Origin of the sequence: Acinetobacter sp. SCLZS86 (assembly GCF_021560715.1) — a bacterium.
In the GTDB taxonomy this organism is placed as follows: domain Bacteria; phylum Pseudomonadota; class Gammaproteobacteria; order Pseudomonadales; family Moraxellaceae; genus Acinetobacter; species Acinetobacter towneri_A.
On the sequence record NZ_CP090864.1, the window covers coordinates 2,934,753 to 2,959,358 of the forward strand.

The window sequence follows — 24,606 nt, forward strand, 5'->3', positions numbered from 1 at the left end:
GTCGTTTAACTAAAAATAGCATTTGATAATAAATATTTCATCCGCTATTAATACTCTAAACAAATATATTTTAATAACTTAGGATGCATTATGACAAAAGATACAGAGGAAAATTCTTATCAGCAAGCCTTGGCTGAATCTGTTCATTACAGCCTAAAAACCGTTAACTCAAATATTGAAAAAGGCGGTATCCGCCTTGCGCAAAGCCATGCATTAAACTTACCTTATATTTCAGCACGAACATTACTTGCTGATGATTTTCTTGTTCCAACCGACTACCAAGCAAATGCAGGTAAAACTGCAACTTTATTTAAAGTCGTCAAAGCAGCTCAATTAGATGAAGAGCTGTCCGAAGCAGATGAAGAATTTAAGCAAAACGTGGCCTTGCTTAAACCACATTTAAACAAGATATTTGAACAACCATTTACTGCAGGGTTGGATATTATTGATATTCGCATGCGTCAATTACTCATTCCTAAAAATAATGAGTATCTATCCATCAGCCCACTTTCAGCAGCAGGTCTGAATTTACTGATTAATACTGAAGTTGATGCACTTAAAGAACAACGTAAAGCAGAAGGTAAAAATACAAAACTGAAGAATATTAAGACAGCTGTATTTGGTATTGGCGGATCAAATCCGCAAAACGTCGGAAGTCTAGTCCGATCCATGCAACGTCCTCTTGTTCTTGACTCACCTACTCAAGATCCTGAAACACGCCTTGCTTTTCAGTATTTTTATAAAGGCTTTGATTACCAAATTTCAAATGCCTATATCAATCGAGCGATGTATCAGGAATTGACTGAATATGCAAAATCCTTGATTGAACAACAAAAACTAAGTTTAAAGGTGGGCTTCCATGAACATGGCATACACGCCCCTTTTTCAAATATGCAAACACGTGCAGCAGAATTAACCACTATTCAGAAAGTTGTCGATGATGTTCTGCAACAAGGGCAAGACATCCTCCAAATTTTAAAGTCTGTTGCAAATGATTTGCCTAGTTTAAAAGTGTTGGAGAGAAAATCGAGGTGGAGCCATCCGCGTGTATCTCTGATCGCTCAAGGCTTAATTAATCCTGAACTGCAACAATTTGAAGATTGGCAACAGTTTTTTGCAGATGATTTAGCAAGACGAATCACGAAACACAGTTACTGGAAAAAAGAGATTAAAAATACGGTTGATATTAGCCTATCGGAAGCTGATGCCAAAAGCTTCCTCTCACGTCGTATTCAGGAGCTTTTAAAATGAGTTACTTCGTCGTTATTCCATACATTAAAGTGCAAGCAGCAAATTTTCAGAGCAATGGCTTAATTATGGGTGGTGCTCCACTGATGGCTGCTGCCATGTTTAGCCATCACCTTGCGCGTCAAATTGATGAAGAAGATCTCGGCTTTTATTATGTGCACCATGATATACAACCACTTGGTGGAGAAGCTTATGGTCGCTTCACTCCAGCACAACGACGCGGCGCGACATTCATTGGTAAAACAGATTACTCATCAAAAAATAAATATGCGCTTTCACTACAGCCTACTGCAAGCTGTCATTTGCTGTTCAGTTTAGTAATTGAATTTGACGCTAGACGTCCAGATCTAGACACATTAGTTCAAACTATCAAAAGAAGTAAATTTGCAGGCGGTCATATTCTCGAGTTTGGGAAAATTCAAGATTTTAATGATGCTGAAGATGCCTTGGCTCAGATCAGCTCTGGCTTTTTAATTCATGATAGGAATGATTTATTAACCGCCTATCAAAAAGCATATCAAGTAAATCGTTTGCAAGCCTTTAGCCAACTTTTAGCGCATCGTCCACAAGCTAAAAATAGTGATACACCTATTTTAGAACATTTACCGAATGAAAACTTAGCATGGCTTTCTGCAACAACTTTAGGTTATGCCTTACTTGAACAACCAACTGCTGATCGTGCTGGAATTCGCCATGCCGATGATCAGGATGAAACACAGCATGCCTATGCAGAACCTTTAACAGGCTTGATTCAGTATCACTCACTTAATTCAATCTTGAATGAAATCCGCCTTGAAACATCAATTTATCCCGATGACTATTTAGAACAAATCCAATGGTCGTATCACTGGATTCAAGATGACGTTTTTTTATTGCAACAAAATCAACAGTTCAACAACTAATTGACATTTATAAGGAATAAACATCATGTCTACATCTGAAAATTTCAAAAAATTACCAGGCAGCCTTTCTTTACAACGCGGGACATTAATCAGTGATGCTGCCTTCTACCATTTACATGCTGATGGCAAAGAAGATGCGCTACATGTAATGTATCATGGTATTCGTGGTACTCAAAACGTGGCAGGCAATAAAGATAAAGGTGCTGCTTCGGGTAACTCTGTCGCCCGTGAAGTTTCCAATATTCAAATGACAGAATCGGCGAAACTTTTGCCCGATGCTAAGCTTCTAGTCAAATGGAGTTTACGTTTCATCGACTTAGATCATATTTTATTTGCTTCAGCATCCAAAGCAGGTGCAGACAAACAAGAGGAAAAAGATTTTCGCGCAAGTTTCAAGGATTTTATCGAAAAGGCTAAAAATAGCGAAGGGATTGAAGAAGTTGCTCGTCGTTATGTCCGCAACATTGTGAATGGACGTTGGTTATGGCGTAATCGCAGCGTTGCAGAACATATTTCGATTAAAGTCAGCGAAATTATTGAACATGATCAAAGTCAGACGACTAAAAGCTATAAATTAATTGCTGAATTTAATGCTTTGGATTACAGCCTAAAATCATTTGATGATGTTTCTGAAAGTGAAAATAAAATTGCCAATATCTTAGTCAGAGGCATGCAAGGTGATGTCAATTCAGGATTACATATTGAAGCGATTGTAGATTTTGGCATGGGTGGTGTTGAAGTCTTTCCATCACAAAACTATCTTGAAGAAAAACCAAAAGGTTTTTCGCGCTCACTGTATCAACTCAATCCTATCCGCCCTGAACGTCAAGCCAAAGACAATCAGTTTTTAGGACAAGCAGCGATTCGTGACCAAAAAATTGGTAATGCCTTACGCACCATTGATACTTGGTATGACAAATTTTTAGAAAATGATAGTAAACCAATTCCTGTAGAGCCAAATGGCGCAAGCCTAGACGCACAGGACTTTTTCCGTGTAGACAAAAAGAAAAAAGATTCTGCTTTTGATATTTTAAAAGAAATTCGCAGTTTAGACCCAAATAGCGATAAAGGTATGTTCTTAATAGCCTGCTTAGTTCGTGGCGGCGTTTACTCTGAGGGAGAGTAATATGCAACCCAACTATTATCTTGATATTCGTATTTTAGACAGTGCGGATGATGGTGAGCTTACCCTCACCCATCTGCGCAATCAAATTTACAGTATTGTGCATGGTGCTTTTCGAAAAATGCCAGAAAAATTTGCCTTAGCTTTAGAAATTTCACCACGCCAGCAACGAAAAATGCTGACCAAAGAAGCAAAATATAATTATCCCATAACACCAAATTATGATGTTTTACGTATTTTTGCATCGGAACAAGATGATTTAGATCAATTAGTTGAGCGCATTAAAGGTCATTGGAAAATCAGGGACTATGCTGTACTCAATCATCCTGTTGCTGTACCTATAGCAAAGGTGACGGGTTGGCGCTGTTATTTTCGTTTTCGATTACCAACCTTAAAAGCTGAACCCAATTTTTTAAAGAATTATCCTGAACGAGAAAGTTTACACACCAAACGCTTTAATAAAGCCAAGAAACTTCCTTACTTTAAGGTCATTAGTCAAAGTACTGGGCAAAGTTTTACGGTTCCTATTGAGATTTTTGATATTAATTTTGAGGAAGAAAATTTTGGACTTCCTGAAAATTACAAGGATGTTAACGTGTTAAAAAGTGGTTTACCTGATGGGTATGGCCTAGCACGAAAACAACACGCTTTCGCATTACCTGTGTTTGAGGTATAAAAATGAGTGATTTCCGTCAGCAACGCAGTCGTGCTCTGATGTTATCTAAACGAGCCTGTGTATTTTACCTTGAGCGGGTACGTGTCATGCTCAAAGATGATCGGATTGTGTATCTGACGGATAACCTTCAACCGATGGAACATTTTTATAATATTCCTGAAAAAAATACGGCGTTCTTATTGCTCGGTAAAGGCAGCTCCTTAACCGATGCTGCCGCCCGTCGTTTGGCAGAATCTAATGTTATGGTTGGATTTTGTGGTTCAGGCGGTTCTCCTCTCTTTTCATCACTTGATCTCACTTTCCTCGCACCACAAAGTGAATATCGCCCAACCGAATATATGCAAACGTGGATGAGAGCTTGGCTTGAAGATGATGCTCGCTTACTGATGGCTAAAGTTTTACTAAGCGAACGTGTGTCTATTACTGAAAAAGCATGGAAAAAGAATATCAACTTAATACAACACGGTATATCGCTTGACCCCATTGCTATGACACGTTTTCTACAAGATATTGATTTGGCAAATAATCAAACAGAATTATTAGCAGCCGAAGGCCGTTGGGCAAAAAGTCTCTATAAACAACTTGCATCGGGTTTAAATTTTGAATTTAGCCGTGAGGAAGGAAAAGGGTCGCATGAGTCCTTACGTGATATTGCCAATAGTTATCTAGATCATGGTAATTACATTGCTTATGGTTATGCTTCTGTCACACTAAATGGTATGGGAATAAGTTTTGCCTTACCTATTTTGCACGGTAAGACACGTCGTGGTGGTTTAGTTTTCGATATTGCAGATTTAGTAAAAGATGCTTTTGTTATGCCACAAGCGTTTATTTCTGCCAAAAATGGACATAATCAAAAAGAGTTTAGAATGCAACTGATTGAATCCTGCCAAGATCAGGATGTCTTAGACTATATGTTTAACTTCATTTCTGAGCTATGCAATAAAATCAAATGATTTCAAAAGTTTATTGATTTTTGTTTTTTTGATCTATTTTCACTCTTTAAAAACCTATATCATTATTATCTAGAGCTTTTTATGATAAAAGTTCTAGTTTGCCATCGCCCAGATGGTTTAGAAGTTCTTGAGCGATTGCGGTTGTGGCTATTTTTGGTTTGCCATCGCCCAGATGGTTTAGAAGAATCTTTGTTTTTAAGTGCATTCACCAAGCCAGTTTGCCATCGCCCAGATGGTTTAGAAGATTTTTATAGAATTTCTCAACATACACATTTTGTTTGCCATCGCCCAGATGGTTTAGAAGTTGTCTTGCGCTTCACCCGCCATAACAACTTCGTTTGCCATCGCCCAGATGGTTTAGAAGTACATCCCGCTGGATTCTGAAATTTTGGGTTTGTTTGCCATCGCCCAGATGGTTTAGAAGAGTCTTTGGCGGTAATTTCTGCACGATTGGCTGTTTGCCATCGCCCAGATGGTTTAGAAGTACATCAATGTACCAGTTTGGATTGATGGTTCGTTTGCCATCGCCCAGATGGTTTAGAAGACAAACTCAGGCGCTTTAGGCATTAAATCAATGTTTGCCATCGCCCAGATGGTTTAGAAGGCACCGCCATATAAGCTGACCGACACACTAAAGTTTGCCATCGCCCAGATGGTTTAGAAGAAGCAATAGCAATCGGATTATCAGCTTCGAATGTTTGCCATCGCCCAGATGGTTTAGAAGAAGCCGATGCACCAGGTCACATAACTGTTACCGTTTGCCATCGCCCAGATGGTTTAGAAGATCAGAAATTGAGATCATGCTTAACGCGCTCAGTTTGCCATCGCCCAGATGGTTTAGAAGGATAATCGAGACAATCCCTACAGGTACGAATGGTTTGCCATCGCCCAGATGGTTTAGAAGGAGTTCAGCAATATCTTTGGTGTTGCCAATGCGTTTGCCATCGCCCAGATGGTTTAGAAGAACACGCCGAGTTGCGTGGGGTTTGCTGTTCGGTTTGCCATCGCCCAGATGGTTTAGAAGTTCTTGAATTAGCACAGGCAACACACCAAAAAGTTTGCCATCGCCCAGATGGTTTAGAAGCACAAGTCTTTTAAGCCGTTGGGGGCAGGCGTGTTTGCCATCGCCCAGATGGTTTAGAAGATCGACACCACAGCATTATGTGGCTTGGTCTTGTTTGCCATCGCCCAGATGGTTTAGAAGGCAGCGGCTTGCTTCGTTTCAGACACGATGCCGTTTGCCATCGCCCAGATGGTTTAGAAGTCAAATGCAACACTCACACGTGGCGACATCTCGTTTGCCATCGCCCAGATGGTTTAGAAGTAAGGCTTGAGAATGGACATTCACAACAGCAAGTTTGCCATCGCCCAGATGGTTTAGAAGCCCGCTTCCAAAATTTAGAAATGATGTGGCCAGTTTGCCATCGCCCAGATGGTTTAGAAGAACATCAAGCGTGTGGACTTGCCAGCTTAGAAGTTTGCCATCGCCCAGATGGTTTAGAAGTAACAGTCTGTGCACTGATATTGTATTTAGCTGTTTGCCATCGCCCAGATGGTTTAGAAGAACTTCATATTTTAATTCAGCAAGAATTTTATGTTTGCCATCGCCCAGATGGTTTAGAAGAAGACATTGACCCGCAAATATTGGCTCAATTGGTTTGCCATCGCCCAGATGGTTTAGAAGATGTGGGAAATTGAAAGCCCTAAGATTAGACGGTTTGCCATCGCCCAGATGGTTTAGAAGACAATGCAGCGTATTTACATGCTTGCTCAATCGTTTGCCATCGCCCAGATGGTTTAGAAGATCTACGTCTTTGTGTGTTGCGCCACTAGGATGTTTGCCATCGCCCAGATGGTTTAGAAGAAAGCATCATCGGCCCTGATACTTTTAGATCAGTTTGCCATCGCCCAGATGGTTTAGAAGATTCAAGTGGCTAAAATATTGCACATCTACATGTTTGCCATCGCCCAGATGGTTTAGAAGGCAATAGCAACTAAAGCGGGAGTGGTCACATGGTTTGCCATCGCCCAGATGGTTTAGAAGTAAGGAAAAGTTATGAAGCTATCACAATTGCAGTTTGCCATCGCCCAGATGGTTTAGAAGTGCGACCAGTTCAGATGAAATGATGCGTTTAAGTTTGCCATCGCCCAGATGGTTTAAACATTACACCCCTTATTATCAATCAAATTAATTTTCAAAGTAACTCTAAATAACGATGCACCCAATCAACCGAAATGCGCTCTTGCTCTAAACGCCTATTTTTAAATGTCTGTGCACGCAAATCATGAAATAATTTTAACTCGTCAGCAGTGAGATATTGTGGCTCACTAAAAATAGAGTCTGGTTCATCCACCATATGATTTTGGAACTGTAAAACTGTGGCTTCATCCATCATTAAAGCAATCACGTGTGGAATTTTTTGCCGAACCATACTTAAAATATTTAAACCTTCAGAGTCGATATCTCCCCAATAAAAAACCTGTTTATACTGTAACCACTTGGCCTTCATCCATGTAATATTTTTACCCCCACCACAAACCACAATACTATTTTCCAAGTAAGGGCACGCTAAACCTGACTGAATATTTTCAACTACAATTATTCGTTCCGCAGGTAACTCAAATTGATCTAGCACCTCTGTGGACAATTGAAAAACGGGGAGTCCTCCCAATTTTTCCTGCACATTTGGGCAGACGGGTTTGATCGTCAACCAACCTTTGGGGCTATCTAAGCAATCTAGCCATGCCAACAACCCTCCAGCCAGTACGATCTCATCATCATAAAGTACATTGCAAATTGCCTCCGTCAGCAATAAGTTCTGCTCAAGAAACTTCGTGTTTACAGCGCTTAATGGCAAGGCCCTTAAATAAAGCCCTGCCCCCATATTCGGTTTCAGCTGTTCAATCAGCTGAATCAACCATTGCCATTCTTGTTGGCTATAGCGTTCTATCTGCTCTAAATGATGAATTAAAGTTTGAAATAAACGGTGCTGATGACGATCATGCACAAAAGACTGCTTCAAAAAGCTGGATATTTTATCCAACCAGTTTTCAAGTTGTTGCTCTGTTCCTAAAAGCTCAGTAAGCTGCTGTAAAGAAAAAATTCGTAACTTTACTGGAACACGTTGTTCTGAAAGTTGTCGATACTGCCGTTCTTGCCATTCAACCAGTTCAGGATAAGCAAAATCTGTCCACGCTTTAAAAAAAGCATGAAAATGCCCCAAGTTATCTCTAGCTTGTTGGTCTGTGGGCACTTTCAGTGAAATTTCGATTGGAAAAGGACGTTGATTTAACAACCGCTGCTTTAAATTTCGACGATTTTCCCATTCTTTTTTATGCAAAACACCCAAAACGGTATTTGGAAGTAATCCCCACTTCTCAATTTTAGGCATCTAACTGCACCCCAAGCTGTTGTGCCTCTCTATGCAGTTGCTGTTGTTTTTGCGCCATTTTTTCATCAATTTCCTGCCAAGTAATTTCACATAAATGACTTTCATGTTTCTCAATATCTCGCTCGGCAATTAATAAAGAACGTGCTGACTCACGCGCTAAATTTAAGTTTTTATAAGGTGTGATTAAATTAACATGAATTTTCAACGCCTTAAATACTTTGAGTACTCGACGACTAACCGCTTCAGCTGTGTTTGAAAAAGCTTCATCTAAAAACACTGTACTGTAGATTGGATAATCATAGCCGTCTGGTGTTAATACATAAGCCAAACTCGCTGCCACAATGGTTCCAGCAAATGATTCTTTTTCTCCGCCAGATTTACCACTCGATGACTCCAAAACATCTCGTATTTCTTCTGTAGCCAAATCGACTTCTTCTGCATAGAAAGACATTTGATGACGAGGATCAAGTAAACGCTGGCTTTCAAAAGTATGCGCTGTAACCGAGTTACTCGCTTTTTCTAAAATAGAAATTAATTCAGCTAACTTTTTAAAACGTTGTTCATATTCAATACTATTAATACTAGATACGACCCATTTTAGTTTTTGCTCAAAATCTATGACGTGTGGATACTTTTCCTTTTTGTATCCTAGTCTTAGATAGCTGCCAGACTTAAATTCTGTACGCCGTAAAACCTGATTAATTATGGCAATACGGTCAGTAATTTCTTCTCTATCTGCCTCAAGGCGATTCTGAATCACACTTAAAGACTGCATGGTATGTTTTTGCAGACGCTGTTCAAACTGTTCAACTAAGGCAGGCAAACCTTCCTTTTCTAGTTCATGAAAATAGGTAACGCAATCATCCAATGCGGCCAAACCAACTGCCCATTCACGTTGTAATGCAATATGTGACCATTTATCCTTGCCACGAAACTGACCAATAATGTACGTTGCGCTATTTTTTGCTGAGGTATTTTGGTTGCTGGTATGTTCAATTAAACGCTCTAGCTCTTTTTCCACAGCAGTAAGATAAGCATCCTCCAACCAAGGTGTTTCTCCTATACGCTGTAGCAACAGTTCTCTGGCTTGTTCTGGGACACCTTGGTTTGCTGCCTTTTGCGCTTGTTGTTGTTGTGTTTCTGCATCACTGAGTTTCTGTTTGAGTTTCCCCCAAGTGTGTTGTAACTGTCCTTTATGTTCCTGTAGTTGTTTTAATTCCTCTTTTGCAAGCTCCCAACGTTGTCGAGCTTGTTCAATATTGGTATCTGCCTGTTGTAAATGTTGCAAGTCATTGCTAGTCTGTTGCTGGCGCTCTGTCCAATAAGGAATATTTATCATCTCCCATTGGTAACGTAACATTCGCTCCCACAAACTCTTATGCTGTGTTACCTGATCTAGCACCTTACGCGATTGTGCAACACTCAAGGCATACTGTTCCAACTGTACCTCAAGTTGTTTCGCTTCATGCTTTAATAAATTTAAACGTGAAGTATTGGAAAATCCCAAACACCAAATTTTTCGATCATCAATCCGCTGTTGATCTTTTTTCTCAAAACGACCTTGCTCACGATGAATTAAGCCCTGTTGTGTCATAGAAAAAGGCGTTGTATTCATGATTGTTGTATCTGCCACACATTGCAGATCAAAGCGAAGCAGATGTTGTTTTAACCAATCACGATATGGATGCTCTCGCCAAACCAATTTCCGCAGAAAACCATTTTCTTTAAAATACACACTTTCTGTAGCATCAAGATGGATCACCTGTAAACGCACATGGGTTTTATTATGACGCGCATTCACCCATTGAGTGACCATCGAATAACGATCTTTCGGCACCAATAACGTTGTTTTTAAACCACCTAATGCTCGTTCAATTGCGCCTTGCCAGCTTTTTTCAGCCTCTTTTACATCAATGAGCTCACCAATAAACATTAATTCATGTTCATCAAAATCTAAATGCTGTCTAAGCTCATCTCTTAAACGCAATAAATGTACATCATGAATATTACTATTAGGTCTGGTTTCTATTTCCTGAATATCGCTTTGAGTTTCTTTCAGTTGCTGTTGCGTTTGTGCGTATTTGCTACTGACTTGAGCAAACTCATCTTGTCGTTGGGTTTTCTCTTGCCCAATATTTAGAAGCTGCTCATGGGCTATTTTTTGGTTATCAATTAAATTTTGCTCGGTTAAATCATCTTGCAATTGTAATTGCTGAGCATCTTCCTGATAGCGCGATGCCTCTATGGTTAATTGCTTTAACTGACGCTGTATCAGTTCTAGCTCTTTTTGTAAGTTTTCAATCCGATTACCGCCGACTTGTAAATAGTCTTCATGGCAGCGCTCTTGTCGTTTTTCCGCATCATGTTCTTGTTGTTCTAATTGCTTAAACTGCGTATGTAATCGCTGTATCTCTTGCTCCAGCTGATGTATTTTTTCAGTCCAAAACTGAACATACAATTCACCTAAATATGCAGGAAAAGCTTGTTTTTCGAGCTGTAGATTATTCAGTTGCAGAGTTAACGCTGTTATTTGAACAGCTAACTCAGGTAATTTCTGTAAATGTAGGACTTGTTCACGCGCATCTACCAAATGCTTATAGTTTGCCTCTAAGTCAGCAAACTCATTTACTGCAGTCTGTGCCAAAGCACGAACCTGGCTTGGTTCTAAAACCAACTCGCGAATTAATTTAGTCAAATCATCAATTTTCTTTAAGCCTAAAGCACGTGATAACAACGCAGGTGCATTTTTATTATCCATAAATAAATATTTACGATACATCTCCTGATAGTCTTCAAATTTGCTATCAAAATAATGCACGCGTGCATCTGTTTTAGGATTAAAATGTTGTTTTAGCTGGCGAGTATTACCGTCTGCAAATTTTTCTAACACTTCAGTCAGTTGCACATTACGACTTGCAATCATATATAAACGATTCACTTCACTCAGCGAATGTTGACCTTGTCCAACCCAAAACAATCCAATTAAAGTAATCATCGAACCGTCATCAGCGGTATATAGCGCTCTTAATGCTGTTGTCACTGCTTTTTCACGCTTATTTTTTACTCGCGTTCCAGCCCCATCATGTTCTGAACCAAAACTACCACGCATATAAGAGAGTAATGTACGGTCTGAGCGATCGCCCTGCGCAGCTGCTACGTTAAAACTAGCTTTACTTGCAGGTTGTAACAATGCCATTAAACCATCAATAAAGGTAGATTTACCTGCACCATTATCTCCCGTAATAAGTGTCCCTTCAGGATCAATACGTGCGGTATGCAAGTTATGGAAGGAGCCCCAGTTAAATACTGAAATTTCTGACAAGCGAATTTGGCCTTGTGCAAATAAAGTTGAGAGGGTCATTTCTTGCATGATGATTCTCCATATTCTTGTTCGGATTGCTGCAACTTGGCCTTTGCTGCTAATTGTTGATATTCAGATAATAAACTTTGTAAAAACTCGGCATTCACGACATAGCGGATAATTGGCGTAATTTCATAACGCCCTTCTTCACCACGCAGTCCCGTTAATACTTTTTTCTCAATAAATTTTTCTAATGCTGCATTTAGCTTTTTACGATCTTTGCTGTCATGATTCGTTAAAGGAATAAATGGAATTAAACTGCTCTGGATTCGCTCAACATCAATAATAATTTTTTGCTCACCCGCAGTTTCCCGCTCCTGATAATACTTCCGCAAAATAAGTAAAATTAAGGTGTCATATACAGTCAAAGTTCGTTTTCGTATCATTACAGGAAAATCATCTAAAGGCTGGTTCTCATCTTCCTGTTCATCCTCAATACTTTCGAGATTGATGATATAAGCTACACCTTTCTTGGCATCCAAAACCAACTGGATATAAACCTCTGCCAAATGTCTACGAATTTCCGCTTCATATCGGCACAATAAATCAAAAAGTTTTAAGTTTTCTGCTGCAAGAATAACCCCTTGACGCATGAGATAGACCAATACGCGTCGGGCTGCATGTGGCATAAGCGCATCTGTATCACGATCCTGAGCATGCTCCATCTCTGTTTGATTATCTGCATGTTGTTCCTCTGCCCCAGTTGTAGGAAACGAATCTTCTACAGGCTGATTAGCTTGGATTTCTATATTTTTCTCTGAATTTGAAGATGGTCTGCGTACCATTTCAAAGAAGTTGTCATGCTGTTGTATCTTATTTTCTGATTGCATCTCGATCTCCTTAAAGTGCCAGCTCATCTATATTTTTGGGAAATAAATCTGCACTCAAGTAATACACTGGAATACTGGCCTGCAAATGCACACCTGAACGATCCTTAAGTTCAACTTGCTCGGTATGCTGCATTTGTGGTGCTTTAATGGCTTTTGCTATACGCAAATAAGCAACAAGTTCTTCAAGCCCCGCTTGTAAAGGATGTTCATGTGTTAAGTGGGCAATACTCATCACCCCTTTCTGTGCGAGCGTTTGATATACTTTTTCAGCAACAGCACGAACCCGTACATTGTCTAAGTACTTCAGCATCTGATCACTAGGTTCAGTCTTGTTTTGTTGCTCTTCGACCTCACGTGTATCCATATGTTCTGTGGGACTTTTTAAAGCAAGACTTTCAGGCGAATTCAGCTGGATGGAACCCACGGCTAAATCCACTTGTACTTCTGTTTTTAAATCACACTCCGATTCCAACAATGCCACTGCATTTTTTTCTAATTCCGACAACAACTGATCAATCAAACGGTTTTCCAATGCTGCACCACTTTCAATATAAGCTCTCAAACCTTCTTCTGTACGACGTCGGACTTGGAAAACTCGGCTACTTTCGCGTCCTAACTCACGCATTAACTGACCTAAATATTTACGTTGAGATTCGCTTAATTGTTGTGCAATAGGATGATTCAAAATACTGCGTAACTGCTCTCTAAACTCAGTAGAACGATCTTGATCCTGAAGTAATTGACAAAACCCATCAAAAGCACTGCCTGCATCACTTTGGGCAAGCAACTGCTCTTTTTCCATTAAGCTCAGCAATACTTCTCCACGTGAATAAGCACCACTAATCATATCTAGACGCAACTCTTTATCTCGTAGACGAATCTCATCTTCGACCCGTCTAAAATCGCCTGTAAGAATGGAAGCAAGTTGATAAATTTCTCGTATTCTTTCTTTTTGTTCTGATTCTTCTAATTGTGTAACAACACCCGCCAACAAAGCATCTATTTCATTTTGAATCACTAATTTTTTTTGTTCGAGCAACTCCACTCGTTCTTCAATATTTTCACTCAATGCGACCACAAAATCACGAACCGCATCCTGCACAATTCTTAAATGTGATGCTGTGGTATGGGTTGCTCGCTCATCCAAGCCCTGACAAAAACGTAATACGGTTTCGCTAATATCCGTTTTACTCAGCTTGCCATCTATTTCTCTGAGCCAGCCTGAATGAATCCAATGATTTAAATAATGCGCTGCATTATTTTCTGTCTGCCAAATACCCTGCTCACGACTAGATTTAATCAACTCATCCAAGACATTTCTTGCACGGCCATAAGGGACTTCATTTTGTTCTGCAAATAAGTCAACAATGAACGCTAAAATATGTGGTGCGTTATCTGCTCTTAATAATTTCCAAATTGAGTTTTCATGATATAAACGCCGATACTTGGCCTGTAACCCTAGAATATTCATGCCATTCCACATCATCTGTATGATGGTTATTTATTCTACAGTTATTTTTTAATCACCCAAGCAAATTACCAAGCAAGACGACACGAGTTGTCGCATAAAGTAAGATGATATAAACAATCACCTTACTTCATCGAAAAAAATAAAAAACAAACCTTATCTAACTTCTTTGTGTACAGTGACAGTAACCTTAACCTACCGCTCCCCATACACCGTTGCAATCAATTGCTCCACCACTTGCGGCTCAGCCAAAGTAGAAGTATCTCCTAAACTATCCAATTCATTTGCTGCAATTTTGCGCAAAATACGGCGCATGATTTTACCTGAACGGGTTTTGGGTAAAGCAGGTGCCCAATGCAGCGCATCAGGTGTTGCCACAGGCCCCAAAATTTTGCGTACCCAGTTGACTAATTCTTCACGCAATTCTTCTGACTCGGGTGTACCAACTTGTAAGGTTACAAAGGTACAAATCCCCTGTCCTTTAATTTCATGAGGCATGCCCACCACGGCCGCTTCAGCCACAGCTTCATGCGCCACCAAGGCACTTTCAATTTCTGCAGTCCCTAAACGGTGCCCTGAAATATTCAGGACATCATCCACACGCCCCGTAATCCAGTAATAGCCATCTTCATCACGGCGCGCACCATCTCCTGTAAAATATGCACCCGGATAAGTCGAAAAATACGCTTCAATAAAACGTGCAGGATCACCCCAAATACCACGCATTTGCCCTGGCCATGAATCTTTCATAATCAAATTGCCTTCGGTCGCTCCTTCCAGTTCATGACCTTCGGCATCAACAATTGCAGGTTGTACCCCAAATAAAGGTCGTGTTGCCGAACCTGGTTTCAGCGGAGTTGCGCCCGGCAATGCTGAAATTAATATACCCCCTGTTTCGGTTTGCCACCATGTATCTACAATTGGGCAACGTCCTTCGCCTACTACGTTGTAATACCAGTTCCATGCTTCAGGATTAATTGGCTCGCCTACCGAACCCAATAAACGCAAACTACTACGGTCACTTTCACGTACGAAATGATCTCCCTCTCGCATCATGGCGCGAATGGCAGTTGGCGCAGTGTATAAAATGGTGATGTTGTGTTTATCAACAATATGCCCTGTGCGCCCCCAACTCGGATAGTTCGGTACTCCTTCAAACATCACAGTGGATGTACCATTCGATAAGGGACCATACAAAACATAGGAATGCCCTGTAATCCAGCCTACATCAGCGGTACACCAAAAGACATCATCCTGTTTCAGGTCAAAAACTTCTCTAAACGTACTATTCGCATAGGTCAAATAACCCCCTGTGGTATGCAAAACGCCTTTGGGTTTTCCAGTAGAACCTGAGGTATATAAAATAAATAGTGGATCTTCTGCATTCATTGGCTCAGGTGGGCAGATATCATTCACCGACATAATTTCCATGTGATACCACAAGTCGCGTTCGGGCAGCATCTCAATCGGATTCCCTGTACGATGCACCACAATCACATTTTGCACACAGTCAGTACCTGCTACTTTTAGGGCAGCATCGACATTAGCTTTTAAATAAATTGGCTTACCACCACGCATGGCCGAGTCTGCAGTGACAATTAACTTGGCCTGACAATCTTCAATTCGGCTAGCCAAAGCATCGGGGGAAAAACCACCAAAAACCACACAATGCACTGCACCAATCCGCGCGCAGGCCAGCATAGCAATCGCAGCTTCGGAAACCATTGGCATGTACAGCACCACCCGATCTCCTTTTTGCACCCCTTTCTTTTTCAGTACGTTGGCAAAACGACAGGTTTCATCATGCAAAGAAGCAAAAGAAACCACTTTATGCCGCGAAGGATGATCTCCTTCCCAAATGATTGCAGGTTTATGCGGATGTTCTTTTAAATGGCGGTCTAAGCAATTGGCACTGACATTCAGTTGCCCATCCACAAACCATTCAATTTTAAAATTCTCAGGGTCAAAGCTAATATTTTTGACTTGGGTAAAAGGTTTAATCCAATCTAAGCGTTGGGCCTGCTCTGCCCAATAAGTTTCAGGGTCATCTATAGATTGTTGATAGCGTTGAAAATATTCTGCCTCAGTGGTGCGGGCAGTCTTTTTAAATTCATCTGGAACAGGATATACGTCTTTCATCTGCTACTTCCTTGATATTCTCGCATCTCATCACGAGATGTATGCCACGTTATTGATTATTATTTCTGCATATTCACAGTATGAACTTTCTTTTTTATGGCTCACCATTCGGCTTTAGTCGCATAAGTTTTATACAAAAAATAGCATGCCAAAGCGTTGATCAAATGCCATGTTCTTGCATTCATACTTTTCAGGTTCACATTCCACTGTACTGCACATTGCATTATTTTTAAACAAAATATCGCCCAATAACCGTGAGTATTAACATTTTTTTACGCAGCTAATCATTCATACCTGCGACCCTATCTTAAAGTAAAAACAACATACAACCAGCAGTTTAAGTGCTACAAAATAGTACACACATCACATCTATCCAAGTTGTCTAAAATACTCGCAAGTAAGCGTTGCTGCATTAACCAAATTGAGTTTTTCAGGCAAAATAGTCGCTTCATTTTGAATTCGGAATTATCGTGGCAGAATCCAAACCCTCACTCAGTGAAGTTTCTGAAAATACCAGTCAACTGTTGCATGAGGCCACTGAAAAAACTACGCAAACCGTGATCAATCATACAGCCAAGTACAATGACGCCTATTCAACCATCGACAAAATTATGGAAGGATTTTGGGAGCGTGTGCCGTATTTGATAATTGCAGCCGTAGTGCTGATTGTATTTTGGCTGCTTGCTCGCGTGTTCAAATGGTCTATCCGTAAGACCCTAAACAATCGCTCCTATACCCGACAAAATCTGGTTTTGGTGCTGAATCGGGTTGGTAGTTCCGCTATTATTTTCTTTGGCTTTCTGATTGCGATGGTGATTGCGATTCCAGGATTCACCCCTAGCCAACTCATGAGTGCCTTAGGTCTAGGCTCTGTTGCAATTGGTTTTGCTTTTAAAGATATTTTCCAGAATTTACTATCGGGCGTGCTGATTTTGCTTGGCGAGCCATTTAAAATTGGTGATGACATCATCGTAAATAATATGGAAGGTACGGTAGAAGATATTCAGATTCGTGCAACCTTCTTGCGCTCTCCCGATGGGCGTCGTATCGTGATTCCAAATGCGACAGTGTATACCAGTGCAGTAACGGTCAATACAGCTTACACCCGTCGTCGTTGCGAGTTTGTGGTGGGTATTGGTTATGAAGATGACGTGCAAAAAGCCAAAGATATTATTTTGGCCATTTTAGACCGTGACATCAAAATCTTGAGCCAACCTGCATTTAGCGTCAATGTCACTGCCCTGGCCGATTTTTCGATTAATTTAAATGTGCGTTGGTGGGTCAATACGACGGAAACTACCACCTCAGCATCCATCAGTGAAGTGCAGGAACGGGTAATTGCCGCTTTTGCCGAACATCATATTTCCATTCCTTATCCTGTGCAGGAAGTGAAAGTTTATCGTGGTGATGCAACAGTCAATGAAGATGATTCAGCCCGTGCTAAACAAACGCCCTAAAACATAAGCAACAACGGTTTCAGTACGAATAATACGGTTGCCCAAGTGCCGCGCTTGGCAGCCGTTTTTTTCGAGCAAATCAATTTCGTAGGGAATAAATCCACCTTCAGGACCAATCACAATACTACATGGATGTTGAATGGCATGTGGCATAGCTTGATCAGTATAAGGATGCGCCACATAAGCAGGACAATCGGCAGAAATCAAACTGGGTAAAACATCTTCCACAAAAGGTTTAAAGCGTTTATAAAGCTGAATCTCAGGTGCAATGGTATCGCCTGCTTGTTCCAAACCCAAAGTTACATATTGATCGAGTTGTTGCAAAAATGGTGTTTGCCAATAGCTTTTATCGACCCGATAACTGTGCAACAAAATAATTTTTTCCACACCTAGCGTCACGCTATCCATAATTAAACGACGCAATACTTTGGGGCGCGGCAAAGCCACAATCAGGGTCACAGGCAGTTTTTTCGGTACAGCTTCTTCACGCAGGGCTTTGACTTGAATCCGCTGCTCACTGACTTCCACCACTTCGGTCAAATAACGCTTGCCACCACGAATCCCGACTTTCAAGGTGTCACCAACTTGCACACCGACATGCGTATGCAAATGCTGCACTTGGCGCTGGGCGCTAATAGACCACACTTCATTTGTGGTCTGTCGCGGGTCAATCAAAACGATATTCATATTTAAAGATACTGATTCATCACGTGAATATGCTCAGTTAAAGAGCCACGATTTTTATACATAATCACTTGAGCATTTTGATTCAGCTGAGCACGCAACGCAGGTTCAAACAACAATTGCGTTAACGTATTTACAGCTTGTTCAGCATTTTCGACCACATACACGGCTTCTGCTGCAACAAACTCATCCACAATACTTTGGAAGTTAAAATAATTTTTGCCCAATACCGTGGCGACATTTAAGGCCAAAGGCTCTAAAATATTATGCCCACCGCCAGGTTCATTCAGCGAACCACCGACATAACAGGCCTGACTCAAGGCGTACCACAACCACATTTCACCCATGCTATCGGCTAAATACACTTGTGTTTCAGGTTGAATCGCTTCAGCCAAGCTACGGCGCTGTATATTGAGTTGCAGTTTTTGTACCTGCATAGCCACTTCATCAAAACGCTCTGGATGGCGCGGCACAACAATACATAACAGTTCAGGATGCTGTGCGAAATAAGGTTTCAGTGCAGTCAATAATTGCTGTTCTTCAGGCGCATGGGTACTGGCAAGGGTAATAATTTTGCGATGTGCCAATTGCCATGTCTGTTGCAACTGCGCGGCTTGCTCTACAAAATCTTCTGGTGCAGTAATATCAAATTTAATATTACCCACCACTTTTGTACGCTCTGCAGGCATCCCCAATGCAATAAAACGCTGCTGTGTGGCAGGGTCTTGCGCCAAAAGTTGCTGCAATTTTTGCAACATGCCACGTGTTAATCCTTTAACTTTGGCATAGCCTTTGGCGGATTTTTCCGAAAGCCGCGCATTAATCAACAAACACGGGACTTGAAAATGCTGCGCCTGATCAATCAAATTTGGCCACAATTCTGTTTCGACCAGTGCCAATAATTTAGGCTGATATTTCTGATAAAACTCACGAATTAGATGCACCTGATCGGCAGGTAAATATACGGCTTGAAATAAATCTAAATACGGTGCTTTTAAAAATAATGATTTGGCACGCGCCTGCCCCGTCTTGGTGGTATTGGTGACTAAAACCGGATGTCCCGCTTTTAAATAATGTTCAATTAAAGGTTGCGCGGCATTGGTTTCTCCTACCGACACCACATGAAACCAGATGGCATGTAAATTTTTAGCTGGCTGAAATGGGCCAAAACGCTCAAGCAGTTCTTGTTGTAATTGCTCAGGATGTTCGGCACGTTTACGAATACGTGACCGATAAATCGGTTTTAACAGCGACAAGGCTGCGTTATACCATAATGGAGTTGCCAAAAGATGCGCCCTAAAGAAAGACTGTCGGCAAAATATAACAGAGCCACACGCGCATGTTAATTGCATGTGTGGCGCTATACGGGCTTTTATTCTACAGCGTGTTGTGTTTCAGCCAAAGTTGGATAATCGATATAGCCTTCTGCAACAGCAGTGCCAATCATGTTTTCTAGTTTGAGTTCATTTAAAGGTGCATCTACCAATAAACGCTCATACAAGTCTGGATTGGCAATATACGCCTTACCAAAAGCCACCGCATCAGCCTTGCCCGAAGCCAATAATTCCACGGCATCAGCACGACTTAAACGCATGTTCGCGATATATGGCACACCGCCTGAACGTACTTTCATTTCTTGGGAAATGCTGTCTTCGGCTAAATATTCGCGGGTAAAGAAAAAGGCGATTTTACGCTGCCCCAATTGCTGCATGACATAGCCAAAGGTTTCACGTGGATCATCATCTCCCATGTCGTGCTCATCGCCACGTGGTGCTAAATGCACACCGACTCGACCTGCGCCCCAGACTTCAATTAAGGCGTCCATCACTTCTAACAAGAAACGCGCACGATTTTCCACAGCACCGCCGTATTCATCTTCACGCTGATTGGTTTTGCTTTGCAAGAACTGGTCAATCAGATAACCATTGGCAGCATGTAATTCAACACCATCAAAACCGGCTTCTTTAGCACGAATCGCGGCTTGCTTATATTGCTCGGTAATCGCGTGAATTTCAGAAACTTCCAAAGGACGTGGCGTAACGTATGGACGTTTTGGACGTAACAAGCTGACATGACCCGCTTGTTGTACTGCACTTGCAGAAACTGGTGTTTCACCATTTAACAGATCCGGATGCGATACACGACCAACATGCCAAAGCTGGGCAACAATCAGACCACCCTTCTCATGAACGGCTTGAGTGACCTTTTTCCAGCCTTCGACCTGAGCATAGGTAAACAATCCTGGAGTATTCAAATAGCCATTGGCTTCTTCAGAAATCACTGTTGCTTCTGAAAGAATCAAACCTGCACTGGCACGCTGTGCATAATATTCTGCCATCATTGGCGTTGGAACACGGTCATCGCTGGCGCGGCTACGGGTTAAAGGTGCCATCACCACACGGTTTTTAAGATGCAGATCACCCAAAACCAAAGGAGAGTCTAATTCAGCCATTTTTGCCTCTAATCTCACAGTTAAAGTGAGTGTTTCAAATATTCGACATATTGCTGAATGAGTGCTTCATTACGAGAAAAATATGACCATTGTCCATATTTTTCTGCACGAATAAGACCTGCCTGTTGCAGTACCGATAAATGATTTGACATGGTCGATTGCGACACGTTGCCCAAACGCTCAATGTGTCCTGCACATACGCCACGCTTAAAGTCGCCACATTCATCGATCGACAAAAATTGTTCTGGTGCTTTTAACCATTCTAAAATTTGCCGACGGGTAGGATTGGCTAAGGCTTTAAAGATTAAATCGACATCCATCATTCAGACACATATTCGTAAATATAAGCCCAATTCAGCAGCTGCCCTTACTATATCGTATTTTTTCGATATTAATATCGATTTTTTACGATTTATACAAATTATTTAAACAATTTAAGCAGATCAACCGAATTGGGCAGACTTATTGGGTCCTGTAAATTTAAACTTACAGGCCTTGTTTTAAACTGGCTTCAATAAACTTGTCTAAATCACCATCTAAAACTGCACCTGTATTTGAAGTTTCCACGCCTGTACGTAAGTCTTTAATACGTGAATCATCCAATACATAAGAACGAATTTGGCTGCCCCAACCAATATCAGACTTCGAGTCCTCCAGTGCTTGAGCCGCCTCATTACGTTTACTCATTTCCAATTCGTATAACTTGGCACGTAATTGTTTCCACGCATGGTCACGGTTGGCGTGTTGTGAACGCTGGTTCTGACAAGCAACCACAATACCTGTAGGTGCGTGGGTTAAACGTACCGCAGAGTCGGTTTTGTTAATGTGCTGACCACCCGCACCTGAAGCACGGTAAGTATCGGTACGAACATCGGCAGGGTTAATATCAATTTCAATGTTGTCATCCACTTCTGGTGAAACAAACACTGCAGAAAATGACGTATGACGACGGTTACCTGAGTCAAATGGCGATTTACGTACTAAACGATGTACACCCGATTCAGTGCGCAACCAACCATAGGCATATTCGCCTTCAACGCGAATGGTCGCAGATTTAATCCCTGCCACATCACCATCCGATTCTTCCATCAATTCTGCTTTAAAGCCGTGACGTTCAATCCAGCGCATATACATACGCAACAGCATCGATGCCCAGTCTTGCGCTTCTGTACCACCCGAACCTGCCTGAATTTCAACATAGCATGGATTTGGATCCATTGGATTACTGAACATACGGCGGAATTCTAGTTTCGCCAGTTCTTCTTCAGCAGAAGTCAATTCAGACTGCACATCCACCAATAAATCTTCATCATCGGCTTCAACAGCTAAGTCCAACATGGCTTGGGCATCTTCTAACTGTGTCGCCAAACCTTCTAGGACATGAATCACGTTTTCAAGCTCGCCCTTTTCTTTGGCCATGGCTTGCGCACGACTTTGATCATTCCAGATTGCAGGATCTTCTAACTCGCGGAGAACCTCTTCTAAACGCTCTTTTTTCAGATCGTAGTCAAAGATACCCCCGTAGTGTTTGACTACGTTCGTTCAAGTCTTTTAATTGGTTTAGATAAGGATTAATTTCCACGTAAATTCTCTCAATTAACAATGAAGCTTATTAACTGATAATTGTAGCACAGACCTGTTCTGGCATTTCTACCCTGCTGTAAATTCCAGCATAACTTTTCAACTTTTATAGGTTGAATGCTAAATAAGGTTAAAAATAAAAATCGCTTTCAACTTTTAAAGTGAAAGCCTGATGATATCCAACCTAAAATAGCATGCACGATTAACACTGATGTTTATCTTAATGGCTGATCTATCGCGCTGAGTTTTTGCCTGACACATTCAGCTGAAAACATGCTTAAAAAGTGGTGTATGGTAATTGCTTCAACCCGCCAAAATAAAACAAAGATGAAACAAGTTTGATGATTTAATGATCAATTTTAGTAAAATTCACAAAATACACATAGTTTTAATAAAACAAAACATTTAATTATTTCATTTTTATTTCAATCACTTAATCTCAAAATATTACACAAACTTACGCTTGAAACAATGCGGTAACTTTCCTGTGATTGACGCTGATTTTTTTTTGCCTAGACTAAAAGTTGTAACAAAAAGTTTAACTGTTAACCAGATTTCAGAGGGGTACTTTCCATGAAAAAATTAGCAATCGCATCAGCCCTACTTTCAGCTTTGGCTATCACTGGTACTGCGAACGCATACCAAGCTGAAATTGGTGCATCAGCAGGACTGATTGATCCAGACAACGACAGTTCAAGCGGTTCATTCGGTGTAGATGGTACTTATTACTTTAACCCTGTACAAACCCGTAATGCACCTTTGGCAGAAGCAGCGTTCCTTGATCGTGCTAGCAACGTAAATGCCAAATACCAATATGACGAAGTCGGTAATGATGAACGTCATCGTTACGGCGTAGGTGCTGAAGTTTACATTCCTAACTCAGATTTCTATGTGAGTGGTAATGTTGGTCGCGACGATATGAAATTTGACCGCGGTGGCGATTTTGATGAGACTGTTTATGGCGCTGAAGTCGGTTATTTACCCGCACCAGGTTTATTAATTGCTGCAGGTCTAAAAGGCTACGACAACGATTATGACGACGGTGTCGATCCTACGCTTCGCGCTAAATATGTCACTTCTCTAAGCAATGGTAAAGATATCAACTTAGAAGCAGGCGCAGGTTTTGGTGATTTAGACGAATATAATCTTGCGGCAGATTACTTCATCGATAAAACCTTAAGTCTAGGTGTAGACTACTACAGTAAAGATCGTGACTACGGTGATACTAACGAATTTGGTATTAATGCACGTAAATTCTTTACACCACAAGTCAGCTTGGAAGGTCGTGTAGGCTTTGGTGAAGTTGGTAACAATGACTACAACCGCTTTGGTGTCGCAGCTAAATATCGCTTCTAAGTTTAGCCTAATTAGATATTCAAACAGCACTCTTCTTCGGAAGGGTGTTTTTTTATGCCCTAAAATAAAGCAGTTAGGTAGAAATAGTGCATTAACGTGCTGAGTATTTTCCGTACAATCAGCAACAACTGTAACAAAACAGTCATATTTCTATAACAGAGGGAATCTCAATAATGTTTAAAAAACTTGCGCTTGCAACTGCTCTTCTTGCTGGTTTAAGTACTGCTCATGCATATCAAGCTGAAATTGTTGGATCACTTTTAGTGATTGATCCTGATTATGAAAATGCAGATACGTCTACAGGTTTTGCGCTTGATGGAACTTTTTACTTTAATCCAGTTCAAGTGAAGAACTCACCATTAAATGAAGCTGCGTTTTTAAATCGTGCGAGCAACGTTAGTGCCGCTATTAGTTATATGGATTTTGATGTAGCCGAAAGCACAACTTTTGGTATCGGTGTTGAATATTTTGTTCCAAATACAGACTTCTATGTAAGTGCTAGCATTGGTCAATCAACAATTGAAAAAGATGGTTCTGAGGATTTTGACACTACAAGTTATACAGCTGAGTTAGGTTACCTTCCAGTTTCAGGTTTACTCATTGCAGCGGGTATTGCTGGTTTTGATAACGATAATACTGATGATTCTGATGCAACATTACGCGCTAAATATGTTACTCAAGTCGGTGCATACGACATGAACTTTGAAGGTGGCGTTATTTTTGCTGATGATGAAATTTTCACCCTAGGTACTGATCTATATCTCGACAAAACATTTAGCATTGGCCTCGGTTATACCGATGACGGTGAAGATGATACCTTCCAAATTCGTGCTAAAAAATTCTTCAATCAACAAGTCAGCCTAGAAGGCTCTATTGACTTTGAAGAAAATGCAAATGTCTTCGGTCTTCGTGCTGCTTATCGCTTCTAATTCCATAAATTAAAAGCAAAAAAATCCGCTCAAATTTGAGCGGATTTTTTTA

The 24,606-nt window shown here is 40.9% G+C and carries 18 protein-coding genes and 1 CRISPR repeat array; of the genes, 8 read left to right on the forward strand and 10 right to left on the reverse strand.

The genetic code is table 11. The features are described from left to right. Positions 1-90: 90 nt before the first annotated feature. The 5 genes from LZP46_RS14085 to cas1f are packed head-to-tail and all read left to right on the forward strand — an operon-like array spanning position 91 to position 4,905. The gene (locus LZP46_RS14085; RefSeq protein WP_178318884.1) at positions 91-1,251 is read left to right on the forward strand and encodes a type I-F CRISPR-associated protein Csy1; all 1,161 of its coding nucleotides are present in this window, start codon (positions 91-93) and stop codon (positions 1,249-1,251) included. After that, positions 1,248-2,150, forward strand: a complete 903-nt coding sequence (gene csy2, locus LZP46_RS14090; protein WP_178318885.1) for a type I-F CRISPR-associated protein Csy2 — start codon at positions 1,248-1,250, stop codon at positions 2,148-2,150. The genes LZP46_RS14085 and csy2 overlap by 4 nt, the downstream gene beginning before the upstream one ends. 25 nt (positions 2,151-2,175) lie before the next feature. Beyond that, entirely contained in the window at positions 2,176-3,276 is a 1,101-nt protein-coding gene (gene csy3 / locus LZP46_RS14095) for a type I-F CRISPR-associated protein Csy3 (protein WP_178318886.1), read from the forward strand. Position 3,277: 1 nt separating this feature from the next. Then, positions 3,278-3,949, forward strand: a complete 672-nt coding sequence (locus tag LZP46_RS14100; protein WP_178318910.1) for a type I-F CRISPR-associated endoribonuclease Cas6/Csy4 — start codon at positions 3,278-3,280, stop codon at positions 3,947-3,949. A gap of 2 nt (positions 3,950-3,951) precedes the next feature. Next, positions 3,952-4,905, forward strand: a complete 954-nt coding sequence (gene cas1f, locus LZP46_RS14105) for a type I-F CRISPR-associated endonuclease Cas1f (RefSeq protein WP_070154190.1) — start codon at positions 3,952-3,954, stop codon at positions 4,903-4,905. A 96-nt stretch (positions 4,906-5,001) separates the two neighbouring features. After that, positions 5,002-7,069: a CRISPR direct-repeat array (repeat unit 28 nt; unit sequence GTTTGCCATCGCCCAGATGGTTTAGAAG). Between the two features lie 31 nt (positions 7,070-7,100). On the opposite strand, the gene LZP46_RS14110 is transcribed toward cas1f, so the two are convergent. The 5 genes from LZP46_RS14110 to acs form a co-directional block, all read right to left on the reverse strand. Next, positions 7,101-8,297 (reverse strand): Wadjet anti-phage system protein JetD domain-containing protein, encoded by a 1,197-nt coding sequence (locus tag LZP46_RS14110; RefSeq protein ID WP_178318887.1) that lies wholly within the window; start codon positions 8,295-8,297, stop codon positions 7,101-7,103. Then, positions 8,290-11,667 carry an ATP-binding protein gene (locus LZP46_RS14115; protein ID WP_178318888.1) on the reverse strand — a complete coding sequence of 1,126 codons (3,378 nt, stop codon included), beginning with the start codon at positions 11,665-11,667 and terminating at the stop codon, positions 8,290-8,292. The genes LZP46_RS14110 and LZP46_RS14115 overlap by 8 nt, the downstream gene beginning before the upstream one ends. After that, entirely contained in the window at positions 11,655-12,488 is an 834-nt protein-coding gene (locus tag LZP46_RS14120) for a DUF4194 domain-containing protein (protein WP_178318889.1), read from the reverse strand. Before LZP46_RS14120 ends, LZP46_RS14115 begins: the two co-directional genes overlap by 13 nt. Positions 12,489-12,498: 10 nt before the next feature. Continuing rightward, a complete protein-coding gene (locus tag LZP46_RS14125) occupies positions 12,499-13,959 on the reverse strand; it encodes a DUF3375 domain-containing protein (protein WP_070155917.1) in 1,461 nt (486 codons plus the stop codon). Between the two features lie 192 nt (positions 13,960-14,151). Next, positions 14,152-16,095: an acetate--CoA ligase gene (gene acs / locus LZP46_RS14130; protein ID WP_236094164.1), complete on the reverse strand. Its 1,944-nt coding sequence runs from the start codon at positions 16,093-16,095 to the stop codon at positions 14,152-14,154. 470 nt (positions 16,096-16,565) lie between these two features. Here acs and LZP46_RS14135 point away from each other — a divergent pair, with 470 nt between their 5' ends. Then, positions 16,566-17,552, forward strand: a complete 987-nt coding sequence (locus tag LZP46_RS14135; protein WP_236094165.1) for a mechanosensitive ion channel family protein — start codon at positions 16,566-16,568, stop codon at positions 17,550-17,552. Here LZP46_RS14135 and LZP46_RS14140 read toward each other — a convergent pair. The 5 genes from LZP46_RS14140 to prfB all read right to left on the reverse strand — a co-directional run bounded on the left by LZP46_RS14140 (position 17,526) and on the right by prfB (position 22,270). Then, positions 17,526-18,239, reverse strand: coding sequence for a 16S rRNA (uracil(1498)-N(3))-methyltransferase (locus LZP46_RS14140; protein ID WP_236094166.1), 714 nt, complete (start codon positions 18,237-18,239; stop codon positions 17,526-17,528). The two genes, LZP46_RS14135 and LZP46_RS14140, sit on opposite strands and share 27 nt — an antisense overlap. 2 nt (positions 18,240-18,241) lie before the next feature. Then, positions 18,242-19,522, reverse strand: coding sequence for a 3-deoxy-D-manno-octulosonic acid transferase (locus tag LZP46_RS14145; RefSeq protein WP_236094167.1), 1,281 nt, complete (start codon positions 19,520-19,522; stop codon positions 18,242-18,244). A gap of 86 nt (positions 19,523-19,608) precedes the next feature. After that, positions 19,609-20,688 carry an alkene reductase gene (locus tag LZP46_RS14150; RefSeq protein ID WP_236094168.1) on the reverse strand — a complete coding sequence of 360 codons (1,080 nt, stop codon included), beginning with the start codon at positions 20,686-20,688 and terminating at the stop codon, positions 19,609-19,611. 20 nt (positions 20,689-20,708) lie between these two features. Then, positions 20,709-21,008, reverse strand: a complete 300-nt coding sequence (locus tag LZP46_RS14155; protein ID WP_016658749.1) for an ArsR/SmtB family transcription factor — start codon at positions 21,006-21,008, stop codon at positions 20,709-20,711. Between the two features lie 166 nt (positions 21,009-21,174). Then, positions 21,175-22,270, reverse strand: a protein-coding gene (prfB, locus tag LZP46_RS14160; protein ID WP_096901669.1) for a peptide chain release factor 2 whose coding sequence is annotated in 2 segments (ribosomal slippage) — positions 21,175-22,197 and positions 22,199-22,270 — 1,095 coding nt in all. Because the reading frame shifts where the segments join, the coding sequence is not laid out codon by codon here. 572 nt (positions 22,271-22,842) lie between these two features. Here prfB and LZP46_RS14165 point away from each other — a divergent pair. Together LZP46_RS14165 and LZP46_RS14170 are read left to right on the forward strand one after the other, a co-directional pair. Beyond that, entirely contained in the window at positions 22,843-23,625 is a 783-nt protein-coding gene (locus LZP46_RS14165; protein WP_236094169.1) for a putative porin, read from the forward strand. A gap of 173 nt (positions 23,626-23,798) precedes the next feature. Then, positions 23,799-24,554 (forward strand): putative porin, encoded by a 756-nt coding sequence (locus LZP46_RS14170; RefSeq protein WP_178318894.1) that lies wholly within the window; start codon positions 23,799-23,801, stop codon positions 24,552-24,554. The last annotated feature ends 52 nt before the right edge of the window (positions 24,555-24,606 follow it).